We start from the raw sequence: 20,173 nt of genomic DNA, 5'->3' as shown, positions 1-20,173 counted from the left end.
GATGCACCAATCCGGCGGGGGTGTTGATTAGGCTGCTTCGGTTGCTTTCTCCGGGTAGGCTTCTTTGATGCGGTCTGCGTAGGCGACGAGGTTGGGGAACTGCTCGGTGGTTTCCTTCCAGCCGGAGAAGGGCAGGTTGGAGAGGGTGCAGAGGATTTGGGCGCCGATGGCGGCATCAGCAAAGCAGGAGCGGTCGCCGAGCAGGTATGGTTTGTCACCGAGCTGGGTGGAGATGGCTTGCAAGTCTGCGCGGCCCAATGCGAGGCGTTCTTTCCATGTGTGCTGACCGTAGCCGTGGTTGTTGACTTTGGCGATGACGCTTTTGCGAGATTCGTTTGCGAGGGAACTACGCATTTCTGGTGGTAGGATACCGAAGAACTGGTCTTCAATAATGGCGAAATTCTCATCTGGCAGCCAGCGGGTGCAGACGGTGACGAAGTACAATGAATGTTCTGCCATGCGCATGAAGGCGTGCCCAACAGCCAGTTCGACTTCAGAATAACCTCCTGAAAAATCAGCGTTATAATTGACCACCAAATGCCGTCTGATGAACTCGGAATCGGCAATGAGCTCTTCGTTGTCCTTCATGACAGGCAGCTTGCCCTTTGGGGCGGTTTGCAGGGCTGCCGGGCCTTCCAGAACATCATGGGAGAGGCCTGCCATGGCGAGCAGGATGTCTACTTTCAGGCAAAACGGGCTTGCGCTGACGCCATCGAGTTTGGCGCTGAATTTGTGATGTGTGAGCATTTGCTTTCTCCGCTTGTGTTTCGTGGGAGATTGGTAGCAAGGTGCTCCTGACAGCATTGTGTCAGGAGTGTTTGGCGTTCCCAAAATTTCTGGCCGAAACTTTCCGGAGGATTACATGCGCAGGGCAGATCGGTTGCTGCAGGTCGTTCAGTTGTTGCGACGTCATCGTGGGCCGGTGACCGGTGATGCGATGGCGGAGGAACTGGAAATCTCTGTTCGCACGCTTTACCGCGACATTGTCAGCCTGCAATCGACTGGTGTGCCGATCCGTGGGGAGGCGGGTGTCGGTTATGTGCTGGATGAGGGGTATGATCTGCCGCCGTTGATGTTCAACAGTGATGAGCTGGAAGCGGTGATGATGGGCCTGCGCCATGTGCAGGTGCGTGGGGATGAGCAGCTTATTCGCACAGCCAGTGACGTGATTGCCAAGATTGCGGCGGTGCTGTCTCCCGAAGCGCGGGATGAGTTCATTGAAGCGCCGCTTTATGCGCCGGATTTCGGGGTGGAGCCGATTCCCACAGCACGGATTGAGCTGAAGGATGTGCGGCAGGCTATTCGCGGGCAGAACAAGTTGCGGCTGACTTATGAGGACGCGCAGGGCGAGATGAGTGAGCGCCTGATATGGCCGCTGAGCCTGACCTTCTTTGCACATTCTCGAATGATCGTGGCGTGGTGCGAACTGCGCAAGGATTTCCGTGCCTTCCGGACAGACCGTGTGGCCCACATGGAGGTGCTGGAAGACCGCTACCGCGAAAACCGCGTGGCGCTGCGAGATCGTTGGTGGAAGATGGAACTGGCCCGGCGGGAGAGAGAGGCAGAGAAGGCTGATTGAACCCGTTTAAGACAAGTATGATAGGGCGGCATCGACCAACTTTGCCGTTCCAATTACCCAAGGTATTCCAAATACTAAGACACTTATTAACCTGCCATCGCATCCTAGTTTTTGCCAAAAACTTGCTATCCCATTTGTTGACCTTTCACAGCAGCCCGGATTGTAACTACGCGGATCATGAGAGTTATAATCTCTAATCCTGCGTTGTGTGCTTTCAGAACTGGAGCCTAAACAGCCGCTCCAAAGTAACAGACTCCAAAATGAACCAAAGAATGCAATTATTAGTGCAGTGATATCGAGATTGTTATGCCTGGCGGTCTGCTCGTCAAATTTAACTGTGACGGTTGGATTCTCGACAGCGATTGAAATAGATGGTTTTACGTTGCCGATGATTGAACCTGGTGTTTCTGCTTTCAGAAGTTCCGTAGAAAGAAATTCAAGTTCTGGAAAGCCTGCCTTTTCCCAAACTAATATCCCAAATACCGTTACTAGCGCGAGCCAAAGTAAAATCATTGATCTGCTGATATGGCTATTGATGCGCGATACAGAAAATAACTTCGTGCTATCTTTCAGCAAAACAACTTGAAAGAGATTTCCAACTACGTGCTTCTGTAGGTAGTCAACGTGGTTTTCCCAATTCTCCTGCCAAGCTTTACTGCCTTTGTTGACTTGGTGCCATGCGGTTGCTGCAAAAAGGCCAACAGTAGCAATCAGAAGTGATAGGGCATCTGTTACCTCCGATCCTTTTATTGCTTGAATCGCTACAAAACCTGTGAGGGCAGCTGCTGTGAATGCCCAAAAATATGCTGCACGTTGCCAGTAGAGCTGGATTTCAAACTTCCGCGTGTCAAGTGCCGTTTCGAACGCTTTAGTAATTTTGCTTTCGTCATCTGGGTTAGATGCTGGGTAAAGGTCTAATTCTTTCAAGTATCTATTGGGATCAAATGTCATGATACTCACTCCGCCACCACTGCTGTGCCATGTGAGACCGTATCTCCTGGGAACTGGATCACGGTGTCGTTCTGGTTCAAACCAGTGCGGACTTCGGCCATGTCCTGGTTGAAGGCGCCGATGGTCAGGAGTTGGAGTTGGGCTTTGCCGTTGATGACTTTGAAGGTGGCCCAGTCGTTGCCCTCTCTGAAGAGGGCGGTCATGGGGATGCGCAGGACGTTTTTGCCGTGCCATGTTTCGATGGCAGCACGCAGGTGGAAGCCGTGGCCGAGTTCCAGTGCCGGGGTGTCCAGATCCAGAATGGCGTTGACGCGTTGCTCTTCAATGCCGAGGGCTGAGACCTTGGTGAAGCCTGCGGGATCAATGCGGCGGACGGTTGCCTTCAGGGTGTTGCCGCCCCAGTCGACCAGAGTTGCTTTTGCGCCCTCTGCGATTTTGACGGCCTCGGTGGAGAGCAGGTCAACAACCACCTCGATATCAGCGGGATCGCCCAGTTCCATCAGGAGCGCGCCAGACTGGATGGTCTGTTCGCTTTCGACTGCCAGATTGAGGACGACGCCGTTGATGGGGGTGATCATGCGGACGGCCAGCTCTTCAGACCGTTCGGGGTCTTGGGCGATGTGAGGCTCGATCAGGCGGGCTTTGGCGCTTTGCAGGTCGCTGCCCCGCTGGGCGATTTGAGCTTCTGCGCTTTGGACTTTGGCGGCTTTGAGGGTGACGTCAATTTCCACGCGTTCCAATTGCGCGTCAGAGATGGTTTTGGAGTGGTTGAGGCGTTGGGCGCGGATGAGTTCTGACTTGGCCAGTTTGTGTTCTGCCTTGGCGGAGGCGAGCTCAGCTTCTGCCAATGAGATGGCAGCTTTGGCGGTTTCAACTCCAGCCAGTGCCTCTGCCTTGGTGCGGGCGTTCATGAACGGAGTGGAAGCGGGTTGATGGTGGCGACTGTGGTTTCGCCGCGGGACACCTTGTCGCCGACCTCCAACAGGGAACGGTCGACCCGTCCGGCGATTGGGGCGGAGATTTTGTAGATCTCTTTGACGCGGGTTTTGCCGTCTTCCTCCACGGTGACAATCAGGTCGCCGCGGGTGACTTTGGCTGTTTCAACGGAGATTGGCTTTTCCTGCAAGGCCCAACCAATGAGGAGAAGAACGAGCAGGGCGACAGCAATATATGCGCCTCGTTTGACGTATTTACCGTTCATTCCTATTCCCTCGTTTTTAAGGTTTTGATGAGATCAAGTTTGCCCACACGGCGGCGCACGATAAGCGCACAGGCCAGTGCGGCTGTGAGAATGACAAAGCTGGCGATGGCGTAGGTGCTTGGCAGTACCACAAGCGGCACGCGGAAGAGATCGCTGGCGAAGCCCTGTATCATGCCTGCTGCCATGCCATAGCCGATGAGCCAGCCCATGGGCTGTGCCAGCAGAACAATCATGGCCATTTCCACCAGAATGACGTGGAAGACTTCCTGTTTGGAGAAGCCAATGACACGGAGGCTGGCCAGTTCGCGGCCCCGTTCTGACAGCTGAATGCGGGCGGCGTTGTAGACCACGCCAAAGGCCACGATGACGGCGATGGTGATGTAGGCAACCAGCATGGAGTTGACGCTCTGATCCATGAGCTCGCGGAACTTTTCGCGAGAAAGCATCTGCATGGCGATGCCGCCGAGGCCCGGAGTTTCTTTGACAGCATCGTAGAGATCATCAAGCCGTGTGCGGTCGATGTTGATCGCCAGATCAGAGATGCGTGGGCCGGTGGGGACAAGGGCGTTCAGCGCGTCTATGTGCATGGAGGCGGAGATGCCCATGTAGCCGGTGACGGTGCCTGAGACCCGAACCTGCCGCAGGATCGAGTTGTGCCTGGTGAGCTCTACGGTGAGCATTTCGCCCGGCTTTACACCCAGCTGGTTGGCGAGGTGAGTTGGCAGCATGAGACCGGTGCGGGGCATTTCAATAGCGCGCTCATCAAGATCCAGAATGCGGGAGAGATTGGCGTTGGTTGGGCGACCTGTGATGGCGACGCGCTTTTCTTTGGGACCAAAGCGCAGGATGACAGGTTCTTGTCTGTAGGCTTCTGCGGTGAGAACGCCGGGCAGGCGCAGGATGTCATCGAGCACGCTGGGGGCTTTGTCATCTGCCAGTGTCAGGCGGGCATCTGCGGTTTCTGCTTTGTTGAAGGCCACGTTGATCATGTGGTCCATGGAATTGGTCAGGAACAGCGCGGAGACGAGCAGGGCCAGCGCGAAAGAGACGCCAAGGCTGGTGAGCAGGCTGCGGACCGGATTGTGCATGAGATGGCGCAGGCCCATGGTGCTGAGCTGGGACAGGATGCGAACGCACTTTGACTTGAGCGAGAGGAAACTGCGGAAACGTGGCGGTGCAGGTGGACGCATGGCGACTGCGGGTGGCAGGCGGGCAGCTTTCATGATGGAAGAGAGCGCACCGCCCAAAGCAGCGAGTAACGAGATGGCAGTGGCGATGAGGTAGAGGTCCGGGCTTTCATCGAATACGAGGAATGGGAACGAGAAGTACTGCGCATACATTTGAGTCATCAGCTTGCCCATGTAGTTGCCAGCAATGGAGCCGATTCCAACGCCCAGAAGCGCAATGAAAGAGACGAGTTTGGCGTAGTGACCCGCGACGGACCATGAAGAGTAACCGCAGGCTTTCAGCAGGCCGATCTGCTCCCGCTCCAGAGCGATCAGGCGGGACAGGATCATGTTGACGAGGAAAGCGGAGACCAGCAGGAATATGGGGGGTAGCACTTTCGCCATGGCGGAAAGCTGGGTGAGCTCCGCATCCAGAAAGGCGTGGGATTGCTGGTCTTTGCGTTTATACGCGCCGGTGCCACCGTATGGCTTGAGCAAGCGGTCGAGTTGTTCCAGTACGCAAGGTGTACAGGCGCCTCTGAGCAGCCGCAGCGAAATATCGTTGGCCGCGTTCTTCATGTCGAACAGGCCTTCCATGGCGGATTGAGCCATGAAGAAGACGGCGAAGCGGCGGTCGTCGGGGACCAGATCTCCGGGGCCGAGGGCGTAGATGAACTCTGGGGAGAGGATGATACCCGTGATTTCGAGGTTGAGCTTCTTGCCGTTCAAGATTGCGCTGAAAGTGTCACCGGGGTTGAGGCCGTGCGCTTTGGCAAAACGGGAATCCAGAGCGACTTGGTTGGTACGGGAGCCTTCCGGCAAGCGGCCTGCGCGTAAGTAGAGGCGGTTGACGGCAGGCTTTCTGCCTGAGGGCAAGGAAAGCGCAATGCCAGCGGCGGGTTCTGCCATCTGCGGAATGTCGAGGATGGCGGAGCGGACAATGCGCATTTCGACGGCTGCTACGCCATCAATGGCTGCGATGCGCTCTTTCAGGTGATCAGGTGCACGGACGGCTTGTGCGAAGATGTGGCCGAAGCGGTATTGATCGTAATAGGTTTCCTGTGTCTGGCTGAGAGAGCGGTAGGCGCCTTGTGCGAGAATCAGCGTCATCACTCCGCACGCCATGACCAAAGCAATCGCGAGCACTTGCGCCCACAGGCGTTTCAAGTCGCGGATGACTTTTCGGTCAAGGACGGGCAGAGCTACCATGCAACCTCCGAAGGCTGCTTGGGTGTTTCGTTTTCGTGCGTGCTCTCGATTGCGCCGTCTTTGAAGACGTAGACACGGTTTGCCATTTGCTGGATGGCCGTGTTGTGGGTGATGATTGCGGTGGTCGTGCCAAGTTCCAGATTGATGCGCTGTAAGGCTTCCAGAACCAGCGTGCCGGTTTTGGTGTCGAGCGCGCCAGTGGGTTCATCACAAAGCAGGACTTCTGGCCGTTTGGCGATGGCGCGGGCGATGGCGACGCGCTGCTGTTCACCGCCGGACATTTCCGCCGGGAAGTGGGAGGAGCGTTTGCCGAGGCCGACCAGTTCCAATGCTTCCTGCGGGTCCATTGGGTTCCTGGCGATCTCTGTTGTCAGAGCCACGTTTTCCCATGCGTTGAGGCTGGGAATGAGGTTGTAAAACTGGAAGACGAAGCCGACGTAATCGCGCCGATAACGTGTCAGTTCGCTTTCGCTGAAGTCAGTCAGGTTTTTGCCCATGAACGAGACCGTGCCGGAGGTGGCGTTGTCTAACCCGCCGAGAATGTTAAGGAATGTGGATTTGCCGGAGCCGGATGGTCCAAGCAGCACAACCATTTCGCCTTCAAAGAGTGTCATGGAGACACCGCGAAGTGCGTGCACCTCAACCTCGTTGGTGACATAGGTTTTGGTCGTGTTTTCAGCGATAAATACTGGCGTCGGCATAGGGGGCCCCAACCTGAATGTGCAGCTACGTTACACTATAGCCTCAGACTCAAGTTGTATGGCAATGATCCCACTCAAGGAACTGAGTAAATTCCCTAGGCTAGATGTCCGTGCGTGGCGGTGCGCCTACAGATTTGCGGAAAATAAGTTCCGGGTGCCACAGGCATTGCAGCTCTTTGATGTCTGTGCCCTTGAGGTAGTTCATCGCCATGATCGCGATCTCCCGACCTGCATCGCGCAGTGGAGAGCGGGTGACGGTCAGTGGCGGGTTCATGTCAGATGCTTGGGCGAAGGGCACGTTGTCATCGTGGGCGACGATGGAGACTTCCGAACCGATCCTGATGCCGAGTTCGCTACAGGCTCTGTACGCGCCTTTTGCCATGACCACACTTGAGCAGAGCAGGGCAGTCGGGCGGTTTTCGAGCTGCAAGATCTCCATGGCGAAGGTGTAGCCGTTTTCCTCTGACATAGCGCCTGCACGCATATAATCCGGGTTCGGCGTGACGCCTCGTTCCTTCAACGCATCCTGCCAGCCGTTGAGCCGGTCAATGGCGTAGACACGGTTGGGATGGCCGTTGAGGATCGCGATCTTGTCGTGGCCCATTTCCAGCAACATCTTTGTGGGCTCGTGGAAGACGCCGTAGTTGTCGATGTCGATGTACGAGTAGCTGTCACAGGTGGCAGTGCGGCCATGGACGATGAATGGCATGTTGAGGTCTTGCAGAAGACGGATGCGCTCTTCGCTGAGGTCCACGTTGGACAGGATTACCAGATCAACTGTGCCTTTTTCCGCAAAGCGGCGGTAGACGTCCACTTCCTCACTCTGCGAGGAAGAGATCATGATGTCGTAGTCAAGCTCGGATGCCTTCTCTGAAAGACCTGTCAGAAACTCGATGAAATGCGGGTCGAGAAACATGTTCATGTCAGTGGGGAAGGCGATGCCGATCACGCAGGAGCGTCCGGTTGCCAGACGGCGTGCGTTGACATTGGGACGATAGCCATAGGTCTTTGCTGCCTCCGAAACCCGGTTTCGGGTGGCGAGAGACACGTCAGAATACCCGTTCAGAGCTCTGCTGACTGTGGTTTGTGAAAGACCGAGGTGATTGGCTAAACTCTTAAGATTCATAATAATTCAATGGCTCAAACTTGCTGTGCGCCTTGTTTATAGCCCCTTTTTCTCCCGCATGCTTGGATGAAATCTAGCCCAGAAGTCTGCCTAAAATCCAGTAGGACCTTTGTCTTTTCCAAAGCGCTTTGGAAACGGTAACGGAGACAGTGGAAAACTGATATTTTTCAGAGGTGCAGTAAAATACCACATATGATGGGCTCTAAACTTAGGAGAATTCAGCTATTTTGTGGGTGCTGCGTTGCAAAATATGACGCCAGATGGACAGCCTCACAAAAGTTCCTACGGATTTTTACTATTGACTTAGACCGGTGACTAAACTTTGCTTGTCTCAAAGCGCTTTGGGAATCTTTTGAAAGATGACCAGTGTTTGGGGAGCCCTTCGCTCTGGAGGGGTAATTAATGGCCGGACAACGATTGGGAATTCGTTGAACCAAGGGCCATGGACGAAACAGGGAGGCGTCCCATTATGGGTATCCGTCGTACATTATTAGGTTCTGCTGTTGCTGTTGCTGGTATGGCTGGCGTTGCGGGTTATGCAATGGCTGCTGAAGTTACCGTTGTTTGCGGTAGCGTTGGTCAGGGCGCTAAGCTCTGTAAAGGTGCTGCAACCGAGTGGGCCAAAGAAACTGGCAACACCGTCAAGTTTTTCGCTGCACCTGCATCTTCTACTGAGCAACTGGCGCTGTACCAGCAGATCCTGAGCTCTGGTTCTTCCGATATTGATGTTTTCCAGATTGACGTTATCTGGCCGGGTATTCTGGGAAGCCACCTTGCTGATCTGAAGCCATATTCCAATGGCGCAGAAGACATGCACTTCCAGCCAATCGTTGCGAACAACACCTACAAAGGCAAGCTGGTTGCTATGCCTTGGTACACTGACGCTGGCCTGCTGTTTTACCGCAAAGACCTGCTCGAAAAGTATGGTGAAAAGGCTCCTGAAACCTGGGGCGATCTGACCGCAAGCGCGAAAAAAATTCAGGATGCTGAACGCGCAGCTGGCAACAATAAAATGTGGGGCTTTGTTTATCAGGCGAAGGCTTATGAAGGTCTGACCTGTGACGCTCTTGAGTGGGTCGACAGCTTTGGCGGCGGCGATGTTGTGAACGCTGATGGTGATATTACCATCAACAACGAAAAAGCTGTAAAAGCTCTGTCCCTTGCAGCAAGCTGGACCGGTACAATTGCACCTTCTGGTGTTCTTTCCTATCAGGAAGAAGATGCACGCGGTGTGTTCCAGTCCGGTAATGCAGTGTTCATGCGGAACTGGCCTTATGCATGGTCTCTCGGTCAGGCTGACGATTCCCCGATCAAAGGCAAAATCGGTGTGATGGCTCTGCCTAAGGGTAGTGAAGACGGAAAGCAGACCGGTACTCTTGGTGGTTGGCAGCTTGCTGTTTCTAAATACTCCAAAGACCCAGAAGCAGCTGCAAGCCTTGTTATGCATCTGACCAGCAAAAAGAGCCAGAAACAGCGTGCTATTGAAGGGTCTTACAACCCAACCATTGCTGAGCTGTACTCTGATGCGGATGTTCTTGCAGCAAGCCCGTTCATGGGTCAGTTGAAAGACACCTTCACCAATGCTGTGGCACGCCCATCCCGTGCAACTGGTTCTAACTACAACAAAGTTTCCAATGCATTTTACAATGCAGTGCATGACGTGCTTTCCGGTAAAACCGAAGCAGAGGCATCCCTTGCGAAGCTTGAAAAGAACCTGAAACGCATCAAGCGTAAAGGCTGGTAAGTCTCCTCCCTAGACTTGCGATCTGTGTTGCGGCCTCCCGATGGCCGCAACACTGAACCGAGCTCCTGGGTGGTTCCTTGGAGTTTCCCTGAAATAAAGAAACCAAGGATCAGAGGATGACCCTTGCTCTTCAGCAGGATGGTACAGCCACTCGTAAGGCAAAACGCTCCAATCTGAGCTCTGCCAGATTGCGCGCCGCGTGGCTTTTTCTCGCCCCCATGATGATTGCTTTGGCCGCTGTTGCAGGCTGGCCGTTGCTTCGCACCATCTGGTTGGGTTTTACCGACGCAAACCTCACAGATCTCAGCCAATCTCAATTCATCGGCTTTGAGAACTATCTCTCGTATTATGACGGAGAGGCTTATGGCGTTCTCGTTGATGCCGAGTGGTGGAATGCGGTTTGGAATACTCTCTGGTTTTCTGTCATCTCTGTTGGTTTTGAAACTCTATTCGGGCTTCTCATTGCGTTGATCCTGAATGCAGAGTTCAAAGGCCGTGGCCTTGTGCGTGCTGCGGTTCTGATCCCCTGGGCGATCCCGACCATTGTTTCCGCCAAGATGTGGGGCTGGATGCTTCATGATCAGTTTGGTGTGATTAACGAAATTCTGCTGGGTGTCGGCATTCTGTCTGAGCCGATTGCCTGGACGGCTGATCCTTCCACCGCGATGTGGGCTGTGATCATGGTGGATGTCTGGAAAACAACGCCGTTCATGGCACTGCTGACCCTTGCTGCCCTTCAGATGCTTCCGGGTGATATCTATGAGGCTGCCCGCGTGGATGGCATCAACCCGATCCGCGTGTTCTTCAAGGTGACGTTGCCGCTGATCCGCCCGGCGATCATTGTTGCAGTGATTTTCCGTAGTCTTGATGCGCTGCGTGTGTTTGATCTGATTTACGTGCTGACGTCCAGCTCCACCTCGACCATGTCCATGTCAGTTTATGCAAGACAGCAACTGGTTGATTTCCAGGAGGTTGGCTATGGTTCTGCGGCTGCGACGCTGCTGTTCATTGTGATCGCTCTGCTGACGACCATTACCGTGGTGGCAGGTGGGCTGAAGTCCGGTGAAGGAGAACAATCATGAACAGACAGATGAAGTCTATTCTGTTTTACACACTCGTTGTTGTGGTCGTGATTTTCTCGGTCTTCCCGTTCTACTACGCGATTGTTACGAGTTTTCGCAGTGGGCAGGAGCTGTTCAATCCGTCCGTGTTCCCAACATCCTTCACGACGGGGAACTATTTCTCCATCTTCAAAGAACAGCCGTTTGGCCTCAATATTCTGAACTCGGTGATTGTGGCGACCTCGGTTGTGATCCTGTCGCTGATTATCGCAGTGACGGCATCTTATGCGCTGGCTCGTATCCACTTCCGGGGCCGTGGCTTGTTGTTGATGACAATCCTGTCAGTCTCCATGTTCCCACAGGTGGCGATCCTTTCTGGCATGTATGAGCTGATCCGCTCCATGGGGCTTTACAACTCTCTGCCGGGTTTGATTATCCCGAACACAGTGCTGACCCTGCCGTTCACTGTGTGGGTGCTGACGACCTTCATGAAAGAATTGCCGAAGGAGCTTGAAGAGGCTGCTGTTGTTGACGGAGCTTCTCCGCTGACCATTGTGCGCCGGATCTTCCTGCCGCTGATGTGGCCAGCGATGGTGACCACTGGTCTGCTTGCCTTCATCGGTGCGTGGAACGAGTTCCTGTTCGCGCTCACCTTTACTCTATCCAACGAAGTTCGCACCGTGCCAGTGGCGATTGCCCTGATGTCCGGCGCAACTGAATACGAGCTGCCATGGGGCAATATCATGGCTGCTTCTGTACTAGTGACCGTCCCGATCGTGGTCCTAGTCCTGGTGTTTCAACGAAAAATCGTCGCTGGTCTTACAGCTGGTGCGGTTAAAGGATAACTGGAATGAACCTCTCTACCCCAATAAACGAAAATACAAGCCATCGCGTTCTGGCGAACGATCCGGATTGGTGGCGGGGCGCAGTCATTTATCAAATCTATCCGCGGTCTTTCGCAGATAGCAATGGCGATGGCATTGGTGACCTTCCAGGTATTACAGAGAAGCTGGACTACATCTCCGATCTTGGTGCTGATGCGATCTGGATTTCGCCTTTCATGAAGTCGCCGATGGATGACTTTGGATACGACGTTTCTGATTATGAAGACGTTGATCCGATGTTCGGCTCTCTGGATGATTTCAAAGAGCTGGTAGCTAAAGCGCATGGTAAAGGCATTCGTGTTCTGATCGATCTGGTGATTTCACACACCTCTGAGCAACATGAGTGGTTTAAGGAAAGCCGGAGCAATAAGACCAACAGCAAGTCTGACTGGTATGTCTGGGCAGACCCGAAGGCTGATGGGTCTCCGCCAAACAACTGGCTCTCCATCTTTGGTGGTTCTGCGTGGCAGTGGGACAGCCGCCGTTGTCAGTACTACCTGCATAACTTCCTGCGTTCTCAGCCGGATCTGAATTTCCATTGCGAGGAAGTGCAGCAGGCCGTGCTTGATGCAGGTCGGTTCTGGTTGGAGCTGGGTGTTGACGGGTTCCGTCTGGATACCGTGAACTTTTACGTTCACGACAAGCAGCTGCGTGACAACCCGCCATATCCCGATCCTGATAGTCTTGCGGATGTGACTGGTGTGAACCCTTATGCGTTCCAGGATCACAAGTTTGACAAATCGCAGCCAGAAAACCTGCCGTTCCTTGAGCGCTTACGGGCTGTGATGAACGAGTATCCGAACACCACCACAGTTGGTGAAATCGGTGCAGGGCATGAAGCCAGTGAGATTATGAAGCAATACACCTCTGGTGAGGGGCGCCTGCACATGGCGTACAGCTTTGATCTGCTTTCCAACACGCCAACTGCAACCTATGTGCGTGAGCGGGTGACCAACCTGCAGAACATTGTGACTGAGGGCTGGCCGAGCTGGGCGATGTCCAACCACGATGTGAAGCGTATGGGATCACGGCTTCCTGCTGATGTTGATCCTCAGGTGGCGACACCAGCTTTGATGGCGCTAAGCGCCTCCTTGCGTGGTAGCCCATGCATTTATCAGGGTGAGGAACTGGGCTTTAAAGAAGCTGATGTGGCTCTGGAAGACCTTCAAGATCCTTACGGCATTGAGTTCTGGCCTGAATATAAAGGCCGTGACGGGTGCCGTACGCCGATTGCATGGACCAAGGACGGTGGCTTCACCACTGGCAAGCCTTGGTTGCCGATGGCGCAAGACCATCTGGATCACAGTGCGGAAGCTCAGGCTGGAGATGAGGCTTCTCCACTTCGCCGGACAGCGAAATACCTGCAGTGGCGTAAAGGCCAGAAGGTTCTGCAAAAAGGGTCTTTGGACTTTGCTGATCTGGGAGAAGATGTGCTGGCGTTTGTGCGTGAGCATGAAGGCGAGAAAGTGCTTTGCGTCTTCAACCTGACAAATAATGATATGCGTGTTGCTCTGGGAGCGTACAGCTCTGCTGCGTTGCTGGAGGGGCATGGATTTAGTGCGGAAATGGACGGCGAGGCACTCAACCTGCCTGCATGGCAAGTGGCTTACTTGCAAATCTCAAAGAACTAAGCTGAGGGCAACACCATGGCAGATGTAACACTCAAGGGTATCGTCAAGGACTTCGGGTCAACCCGCATCATCCACGGCGTTGACTTGCAGATCAAAGATCGCGAGTTGATCGTGTTTGTTGGGCCATCCGGCTGCGGTAAATCGACTTTATTGCGCCTGATTGCAGGGCTTGAAGATATCACTGATGGCGACATGTTCATTGATGGAGATCTGGTGAACCAGCGTTCTCCTAAGGAACGCAAGATAGCCATGGTGTTCCAGAGCTATGCTCTTTATCCGCACATGAATGTTTATGAGAATATGGCGTTTGGTCTTGAACTCTCCAAGCATTCAAAAGAGGATATCAAAGACAAGGTGATGGAGGCGGCTCGTATCCTCGAGCTGACTCCGTTGCTGGAACGCAAGCCGAAGCAGCTGTCTGGTGGTCAGCGTCAGCGCGTGGCGATTGGCCGTGCGATTGTTCGTAATCCTAAGGTCTTCCTGTTTGATGAGCCGCTTTCCAACCTTGATGCGGCGCTGCGTGTGCAGATGCGTATTGAGATTGCCAAGCTGCATCAGGACATGGACGCCACCATGGTGTACGTGACCCACGATCAGGTGGAGGCAATGACGCTTGCAGACCGGATTGTGGTGCTGAATGCTGGCCGGATTGAGCAGGTTGGTAGCCCGCTTGAGCTGTACCATCGTCCACGCAACAAGTTCGTGGCTGGCTTCATCGGATCGCCGAAGATGAACTTCATTGAAGCGCAGGTGACAAGTGTTGCTGAAGACGGTGTTGAGCTGTCGGTTATCGGCTCTGATCCTGTGAAGGTTGTCGTTGATCCGACTGGCCTTGCTGTTGGCAACAAGGTTGAGTTTGGTATTCGTCCCGAGCACATGGGCAGCGGAACGGAAGGCGAGCTTTCCGGGAAGGTCGAGGTTATTGAGGAACTTGGCGAGAGCCACTTCCTGCATGTGCGCTTGACCGACGGTTCTTTGATCACCGTTCAGGGCAGGGGTGATGCTACTGCGAAGGCTGGTGAGAGCTGCAAAGTGAAGCTGGATTGCAGCCATGGGCATGTGTTTGGCGGTGACGGATTCGCGTTTTCAAAATTGGGGACGTTAGGTCAACATGAAAAGACTGCAACTCTTGAGGGTGCGTGATAAATAAAATTGCTCACAGGCTCACTCCAATTTGGCATAGAGTTCCAACGCTGCACCTTGTGTGCAGCGTTTACTTTTTCTGAGACGCCTCTTCATTTCTTAAAACGATTAAATAGCTGATTTTTTTAGACTGAATCAGGCTTGATCATACCAATTGACTAGTCCGTTAGGGGAGGTTTGATTACTGGCAGAAACCGCAAGGTTAGCCGTCCAGAATCAAGCAAGGATTGAGCTGGTGCATGGTATTCTTTGGCTGAGCTCAACCAAGGGTACTTGTTCCTATTCTTAAAAAGTGAAAGAATTTAATCAGTGATTGCACTTAGATGCGGTTACAATTCTTTCGCCTTCGCGCGACTAACGATGTGAAGGCATTTTATAAATAGGGGAGCATTTTATAATGCAATTTAAGCGTAGTCTTCTCTCGCTGGCGCTTGCTGCAAGCGTGGCGATGCCAATTTCCGGCGCTATCATCTCTGAGGCTGGTGCTGCAACTCCACCTAACATGCTCATTGTTGCTGGCCGTATTGACGATATCATTTCGCTCGATCCGCAGGAAATGTTTGAGTTTTCCGGTACAGACATGGCGAACAACATGTATGACCGTCTGGTACAGCTGAACCCAGCTGACCTGTCCAAAGGTTATGAGCCAGGTCTGGCAACGAGCTGGGAAATCTCAGAGGACGGCAAGACCTTTACTTTTAAAATGCGTGAGGGCGTCAAGTTCCACACCGGCAACCCTGTTACTGCAAAGGATGCTGAATACAGCCTTCGCCGTGCCGTTGCGATGAAGAAAACACCGTCTTTCATTCTTACGCAGTTTGGCTTCACTCCTGAAAACATGAGTGAGACAATCAAAGCCGTTGATGAGAACACTTTCCAGATTACGACAGATAAGAAGTACGCTCCTTCTTTCGTGCTGAACTGCTTCACTTCTGCAATTGCTTCTATCGTTGATAGTGAACTGGTTAAGTCCAATGAAGTTGATGGCGACTGGGGTAATGGCTGGCTGAAAACAAATTCTGCTGGTTCTGGCGCGTTTAAGCTGCAGAGCTGGAAGCCAAATGAGTCTTATTCTCTGACTGCTGTTCCAGGATACTGGCGTGGTGAAGTTGCGATGAAGCGCGTTATCGTGCGTCACGTGATGGAATCTGCTTCTCAGCGTCTGATGCTGGAAAAAGGCGATGTTGATGTTGCCCGTCACCTGTCTCCAGAAGATATTGCTGCGATCTCCACCAACGAAGATCTGAAGGTTGAAGACACGCTCCGTGGTCGTCTGATGTACATCTCCTTCAACCAGAAGGATAAGGCGCTGTCCCATCCAAAGGTTGCGGAAGCTCTGAAGTATCTCGTTGACTACAAAGGCATGACCGGTTCTTTCCTGAAGGGTCAGTACACCATCCAGCAGGCGTTCCTTCCGCAGACCTATATGGGCGAACTGAAGGACACTCCATTCTCACTGAACGTTGAGAAAGCTAAAGAGCTGCTCGACCAGGCAGGTTATGCCGATGGTTTCGATGTTGAGTTCATCGTTCGTAATGCGACTGAGCGCGTTGAAATTGCTCAGAGCTTGCAGAACACCTTTGGTCAGGCTGGCATTCGCGCGTCTATCACACAGGGAACTGGCAAGCAGATCCTTGGTCGTTACCGCGCTCGTGACTTCCAGATCTACGTAGGTGCATGGGGTCCGGATTACCCAGATCCACACACAAATGCTGATACTTTCGCAAACAACCCGGATAACTCCGATGAAGGTAAGCATGTTGGTAAACTGGCATGGCGTAACGCTTACCCAGCAACAGAGCTGACCAAACTGACCGATCTGGCTGTACAGGAAAGTGACCGCGAAAAGCGTGCTCGCATGTACGTGCAAGCTCAGAAGACCTTCCAGAAAGAAGCTCCATTCTCAGTTATGTTCCAGCAGATTGAACAGAACTCCATGGCTGCAAACGTAACCGGCTTCAACCCGGGTGGCGCTATTACTGGCGTATTCTTCTGGCCTGTAAAAAAATAAGATTGGCTAATTACAAATGAGCATCGCTGACTCTACAGCGACTGTGGCGCGGCGAGGGTTTACCTCGCCGCTCTACAAGATTTTAAAAGGTTTAATCGCTGGCCTTTTCTCCATTGCCATCACTATGGCGGGGCTTCTTTTCGTCACCTTCATTATTGCGCGTGTTATGCCAGTCGACCCGGTCCTCGCGGTTGTTGGTGAGCGTGCCTCTCAGGAAATTTACGAAGCTGCGTACAAGGCCATGGGTCTTGATCAGCCGCTTTACGTGCAGTTTATGCTGTTCTTGAAGCAGGTGGCGATGGGCGACTTCGGGATGTCGACGCTGACAGCGCGGCCCGTTGTTGAGGATATTGCCCGCGTGTTCCCGGCTACACTGGAACTTGCGACCCTCGCAACAATTGCCGGGGTTGGCATTGGTGTGCCGATGGGCGTTTTGGCTGCTGTGAACGAAGGCCGTTGGCCAGACCAGCTGATCCGCCTTGTTGGTCTGTTTGGCTACTCCATGCCGATTTTCTGGTTCGGCTTGATGGGCCTCTTGATTTTCTATGGTATTCTTGGCTGGGTTAGTGGCCCGGGTCGTATCGACATCTATTATGAAGACATAGTTCCTGTTGTTTCAGGCATGATCCTCATCGATAGCCTGATTGCAGGAGAGATCGAGATCTTCTGGAATGCGGTGAGCCACATCATTCTGCCTGCAAGTATTCTTGGCTATTATTCTATTGCTTACATTTCCCGTATGACCCGCTCGTTTATGCTGGAACAGTTCTCTCAGGAGTACATCACCACCGCGCGCGTGAAGGGTGTTTCTGAGACTGCTGTGATCTGGCGGCATGCGCTGCCCAATGTGATGATCCCGCTTATTACAGTGATCGCGCTTTCCTACGCGAACCTGCTGGAAGGGTCTGTGCTGACAGAGATTATCTTCTCATGGCCGGGTCTGGGCAACTACATCACCAATGCTCTGCTTTCTGCCGATATGAATGCGGTGCTGGGTGGAACAGTTGTGGTTGGTGCTATCTTTGTGGGCCTCAATCTCTTCTCCGACTTCATGTACAAAGTGGTTGATCCGAGGGCACGATGACAACAGCACCTGTAAAATCTAACGTGCCTGACAGAGCTGGCTTGAAAGCATGGCTCTCCTCTGATGCACCTACATCCCGCGGACATGCGCGGGCTGTGCAGTTTTATATGGGGTGGATGAAACTCTATGAAAACAAGCTCGCGTTTCTCGGGTTCCTGATTATTCTGAGCTTGGTTCTGATGGCGATTTTTGCGCCACTGCTGGCAACAACAGAGCCAAATGCACAAGACCTTGCCAAACGTTTGACCGCGCCGGGGGTGGATGGTCACCTGCTTGGAACTGATGAGCTTGGCCGCGACATCTGGAGCCGCCTCGTTTACGGTTCTCGTATTACGCTTCTGATTGTAGGCATTGTAGCGTTCACAGCACCAGTGTTCGGCTTGCTGATTGGAACTGTTGCCGGGTATCTGGGCGGTTGGGTTGATCAGGCACTTATGCGTCTGGTTGATATCTTCCTGGCGTTTCCAAAGCTTATTTTGGCGCTTGCCTTCGTTGCTGCGCTTGGGGCGGGTATCGAGAGTGCGATTATCGCGATCAGTCTGACGGCATGGCCTCCGTATGCGCGTATTGCTCGCGCCGAAACTCTGACCATTCGCAATGCGGATTACATCAGCGCTGTGCGTTTGCAGGGGGCTGGTGTCATGCATATCATTATTGGACATGTATGGCCGCTGTGTCTGTCCTCCATCATCGTGCGTGTGACGCTTGATATGGCGGGGATTATTCTGACAGCTGCCGGCCTTGGTTTCCTTGGTCTTGGTGCTCAGCCTCCAGAGCCTGAGTGGGGTGCAATGATCTCTGCTGGTCGCAAGTTTATTCTGGACCATTGGTGGGTTGCTGCCATGCCGGGTATGGCGATCTTTATCGTGTCTTTGGGCTTCAACCTGCTGGGTGATGGTCTGCGCGATATTCTTGATCCGAAAAAGAGCCAGAGCTAGGGGAGAGAACCATGAGTGATACGCTTTTAAGCGTTGAGGACCTTTGGGTTCGTTTCCCAACACGTAGCGGTACCGTTGATGCAGTTCGTGGCATTTCGTTCTCTGTCGGGCGTGAGCGCGTTGGCATTGTGGGCGAAAGTGGCTCCGGCAAATCTATGACCGGGCGGAGTATTTTGCGCCTGATCCGGTCTCCGGGCCAGATGGAAGCCAAGTCGATTAAGTTCAATGGTGAGAATCTGCTGGACTATTCGGAACGGCAGATGCGGAAAATTCGCGGGCACCAGATCTCTATGGTGATGCAGGATCCGAAGTTCTCGCTGAACCCTGTTCACACGGTTGGCAAGCAGATTTGTGAGGCTCTGCGCCTGCACACCAAATCTTCTCGCCGTGAGGCTCGTCAGGGCGCTCTGGAGATGTTGGAGGCTGTTCAGATCCGCAACCCTGAGCGTGTGTTCAATTCTTATCCGCATGAGCTTTCAGGCGGTATGGGGCAGCGTGTGATGATCGCGATGATGTTGATCACTGATCCAAAGCTTCTGATTGCTGATGAGCCGACCTCTGCATTGGATGTGACTGTGCAGATGAAAGTGTTGGCGATCATGGACAAGTTGGTGCAGGAGCGCGGAATGGGGCTGATCTTCATCAGTCACGATCTGAATCTTGTCTCGTCCTTCTGTGACCGAATTATCATTATGTACGCAGGACGTATTGTAGAGACCTGTAAGGCCAGCGAGCTGCACAATGCGACGCATCCTTACACACGTGGGTTGCTGAATGCGCTGCCTCGCATTGAGGAGCCCAAGGGGCGCCTTGAAGCACTGCAACGTCAGGACAGCTGGAAGCAGGAGGTCAGTGTCGATGCCCGGGTCTGATAGTGCTGTGATGGAACGTAAGCCATGGGTTGCGGAAGCAACAAAAGACGCTCGCCTCGAGATCAAAGACCTCAACGTCTATTTCGGTGAGGGACCGGATCGCTTTCAGGCTGTCAAAAACGTAAGCGTTAAGGTTCAGCAAGGCGGCAGTTTTGGTATTGTCGGTGAATCTGGTTCAGGTAAGTCAACTGTTTTGCGCGCTGTGTGTGGGCTGGTTGAGGGCTGGGATGGTGAGATCGATATTGACGGCGCCCCTGTTTCGCATAAGCGTGATAAGGTTTTTGCCCGCAAGATTCAGATGGTTTTTCAGGACCCTTACGCGTCCTTGCACCCACGCCACACCGTTGATCGAGTTTTGTCAGAACCTCTGAAATTACATGGGTTTGATGATATTGATGGACGTGTGCTTCGGGCTCTGGATGACGTGGGGCTTGGAGCAGATTTCCGCTTTCGGTATCCGCATCAGCTTTCCGGTGGCCAGCGACAGCGTGTAGCTGTTGCACGCGCGTTGATGTTGGAGCCGGAGATTCTATTGTTGGATGAGCCAACTTCAGCGTTGGATGTATCTGTACAGGCTGAAATTCTGAACCTGTTTGCTGATCTGCGGAAGGAGCATAACCTTACCTATGTGATGGTGACGCACGATCTGGCGGTGGTTGCACATATGTGTGATGAGATTGCAGTGATGCAGCATGGTGAGGTTGTTGAGGTGATGGATGTGGAAGCGATGCGAAGCTCTACACCGGAGACAGCCTACACGCAGGAACTGCTTAAAGCCTCTATGGGGTATGATGCGGAGTTCTTCGGCGACAGCTGATCTGTGAAGCATCTGATGATTACTGCGAGCCCCGCCCTTGTGGTGGGGCTTTTGT

General features: G+C 53.3%; 18 protein-coding genes. 11 read left to right on the top strand and 7 right to left on the bottom strand.

What is annotated here, in order from left to right; translation table 11 throughout:
* Positions 1-27: 27 nt before the first annotated feature.
* The gene (locus PsAD13_RS23270) at positions 28-747 is read right to left on the bottom strand and encodes a glutathione S-transferase family protein (protein ID WP_063319595.1); all 720 of its coding nucleotides are present in this window, start codon (positions 745-747) and stop codon (positions 28-30) included.
* 115 nt (positions 748-862) lie between these two features.
* Here PsAD13_RS23270 and PsAD13_RS23265 point away from each other — a divergent pair, with 115 nt between their 5' ends.
* The gene (locus PsAD13_RS23265) at positions 863-1,579 is read left to right on the top strand and encodes a YafY family protein (protein ID WP_193777089.1); all 717 of its coding nucleotides are present in this window, start codon (positions 863-865) and stop codon (positions 1,577-1,579) included.
* 6 nt (positions 1,580-1,585) lie between these two features.
* Here PsAD13_RS23265 and PsAD13_RS23260 read toward each other — a convergent pair whose 3' ends face one another.
* The 6 genes from PsAD13_RS23260 to PsAD13_RS23240 form a co-directional block, all read right to left on the bottom strand.
* Positions 1,586-2,530, bottom strand: a complete 945-nt coding sequence (locus PsAD13_RS23260; protein ID WP_063319594.1) for a hypothetical protein — start codon at positions 2,528-2,530, stop codon at positions 1,586-1,588.
* Positions 2,531-2,535: 5 nt separating this feature from the next.
* Positions 2,536-3,441, bottom strand: coding sequence for an HlyD family efflux transporter periplasmic adaptor subunit (locus PsAD13_RS23255; protein ID WP_208986891.1), 906 nt, complete (start codon positions 3,439-3,441; stop codon positions 2,536-2,538).
* On the bottom strand, positions 3,438-3,731 hold the full coding sequence (locus PsAD13_RS28170; RefSeq protein WP_208986890.1) for an efflux RND transporter periplasmic adaptor subunit: 294 nt from the start codon (positions 3,729-3,731) through the stop codon (positions 3,438-3,440). Before PsAD13_RS28170 ends, PsAD13_RS23255 begins: the two co-directional genes overlap by 4 nt.
* A gap of 2 nt (positions 3,732-3,733) precedes the next feature.
* Positions 3,734-6,106, bottom strand: a complete 2,373-nt coding sequence (locus PsAD13_RS23250; RefSeq protein WP_063319593.1) for an FtsX-like permease family protein — start codon at positions 6,104-6,106, stop codon at positions 3,734-3,736.
* The gene (locus PsAD13_RS23245) at positions 6,100-6,807 is read right to left on the bottom strand and encodes an ABC transporter ATP-binding protein (protein WP_063319592.1); all 708 of its coding nucleotides are present in this window, start codon (positions 6,805-6,807) and stop codon (positions 6,100-6,102) included. Before PsAD13_RS23245 ends, PsAD13_RS23250 begins: the two co-directional genes overlap by 7 nt.
* Positions 6,808-6,907: 100 nt before the next feature.
* On the bottom strand, positions 6,908-7,933 hold the full coding sequence (locus tag PsAD13_RS23240) for a substrate-binding domain-containing protein (protein ID WP_063319591.1): 1,026 nt from the start codon (positions 7,931-7,933) through the stop codon (positions 6,908-6,910).
* 469 nt (positions 7,934-8,402) lie between these two features.
* Between PsAD13_RS23240 and PsAD13_RS23235 the strand changes: the two genes are divergently transcribed.
* The 10 genes from PsAD13_RS23235 to PsAD13_RS23190 all read left to right on the top strand — a co-directional run bounded on the left by PsAD13_RS23235 (position 8,403) and on the right by PsAD13_RS23190 (position 20,118).
* Positions 8,403-9,677 carry an ABC transporter substrate-binding protein gene (locus PsAD13_RS23235; RefSeq protein ID WP_063319590.1) on the top strand — a complete coding sequence of 425 codons (1,275 nt, stop codon included), beginning with the start codon at positions 8,403-8,405 and terminating at the stop codon, positions 9,675-9,677.
* 116 nt (positions 9,678-9,793) lie between these two features.
* Positions 9,794-10,759, top strand: coding sequence for a sugar ABC transporter permease (locus PsAD13_RS23230; protein ID WP_063290112.1), 966 nt, complete (start codon positions 9,794-9,796; stop codon positions 10,757-10,759).
* On the top strand, positions 10,756-11,583 hold the full coding sequence (locus tag PsAD13_RS23225; protein ID WP_063319589.1) for a carbohydrate ABC transporter permease: 828 nt from the start codon (positions 10,756-10,758) through the stop codon (positions 11,581-11,583). The genes PsAD13_RS23230 and PsAD13_RS23225 overlap by 4 nt, the downstream gene beginning before the upstream one ends.
* 5 nt (positions 11,584-11,588) lie before the next feature.
* The gene (locus tag PsAD13_RS23220; RefSeq protein ID WP_063319588.1) at positions 11,589-13,253 is read left to right on the top strand and encodes an alpha-glucosidase family protein; all 1,665 of its coding nucleotides are present in this window, start codon (positions 11,589-11,591) and stop codon (positions 13,251-13,253) included.
* A gap of 15 nt (positions 13,254-13,268) precedes the next feature.
* Complete coding sequence (gene ugpC, locus PsAD13_RS23215; RefSeq protein ID WP_063319587.1) at positions 13,269-14,396, top strand: sn-glycerol-3-phosphate ABC transporter ATP-binding protein UgpC; 1,128 nt, start codon at positions 13,269-13,271, stop codon at positions 14,394-14,396.
* A gap of 397 nt (positions 14,397-14,793) precedes the next feature.
* A complete protein-coding gene (locus PsAD13_RS23210; RefSeq protein ID WP_057461256.1) occupies positions 14,794-16,407 on the top strand; it encodes an ABC transporter substrate-binding protein in 1,614 nt (537 codons plus the stop codon).
* 16 nt (positions 16,408-16,423) lie between these two features.
* On the top strand, positions 16,424-17,491 hold the full coding sequence (locus PsAD13_RS23205) for an ABC transporter permease (RefSeq protein WP_063319586.1): 1,068 nt from the start codon (positions 16,424-16,426) through the stop codon (positions 17,489-17,491).
* Complete coding sequence (locus tag PsAD13_RS23200; protein WP_057461258.1) at positions 17,488-18,429, top strand: ABC transporter permease; 942 nt, start codon at positions 17,488-17,490, stop codon at positions 18,427-18,429. The genes PsAD13_RS23205 and PsAD13_RS23200 overlap by 4 nt, the downstream gene beginning before the upstream one ends.
* A gap of 11 nt (positions 18,430-18,440) precedes the next feature.
* Positions 18,441-19,301, top strand: a complete 861-nt coding sequence (locus tag PsAD13_RS23195; RefSeq protein ID WP_063290107.1) for an ABC transporter ATP-binding protein — start codon at positions 18,441-18,443, stop codon at positions 19,299-19,301.
* Entirely contained in the window at positions 19,288-20,118 is an 831-nt protein-coding gene (locus PsAD13_RS23190; RefSeq protein ID WP_063319585.1) for an ABC transporter ATP-binding protein, read from the top strand. Before PsAD13_RS23195 ends, PsAD13_RS23190 begins: the two co-directional genes overlap by 14 nt.
* The last annotated feature ends 55 nt before the right edge of the window (positions 20,119-20,173 follow it).

Origin of the sequence: Pseudovibrio sp. Ad13 (assembly GCF_001623225.1) — a bacterium.
GTDB lineage: Bacteria > Pseudomonadota > Alphaproteobacteria > Rhizobiales > Stappiaceae > Pseudovibrio.
Note: the sequence above shows the minus strand (reverse complement) of the source record. Positions and strands in the feature narration are given on the sequence as shown.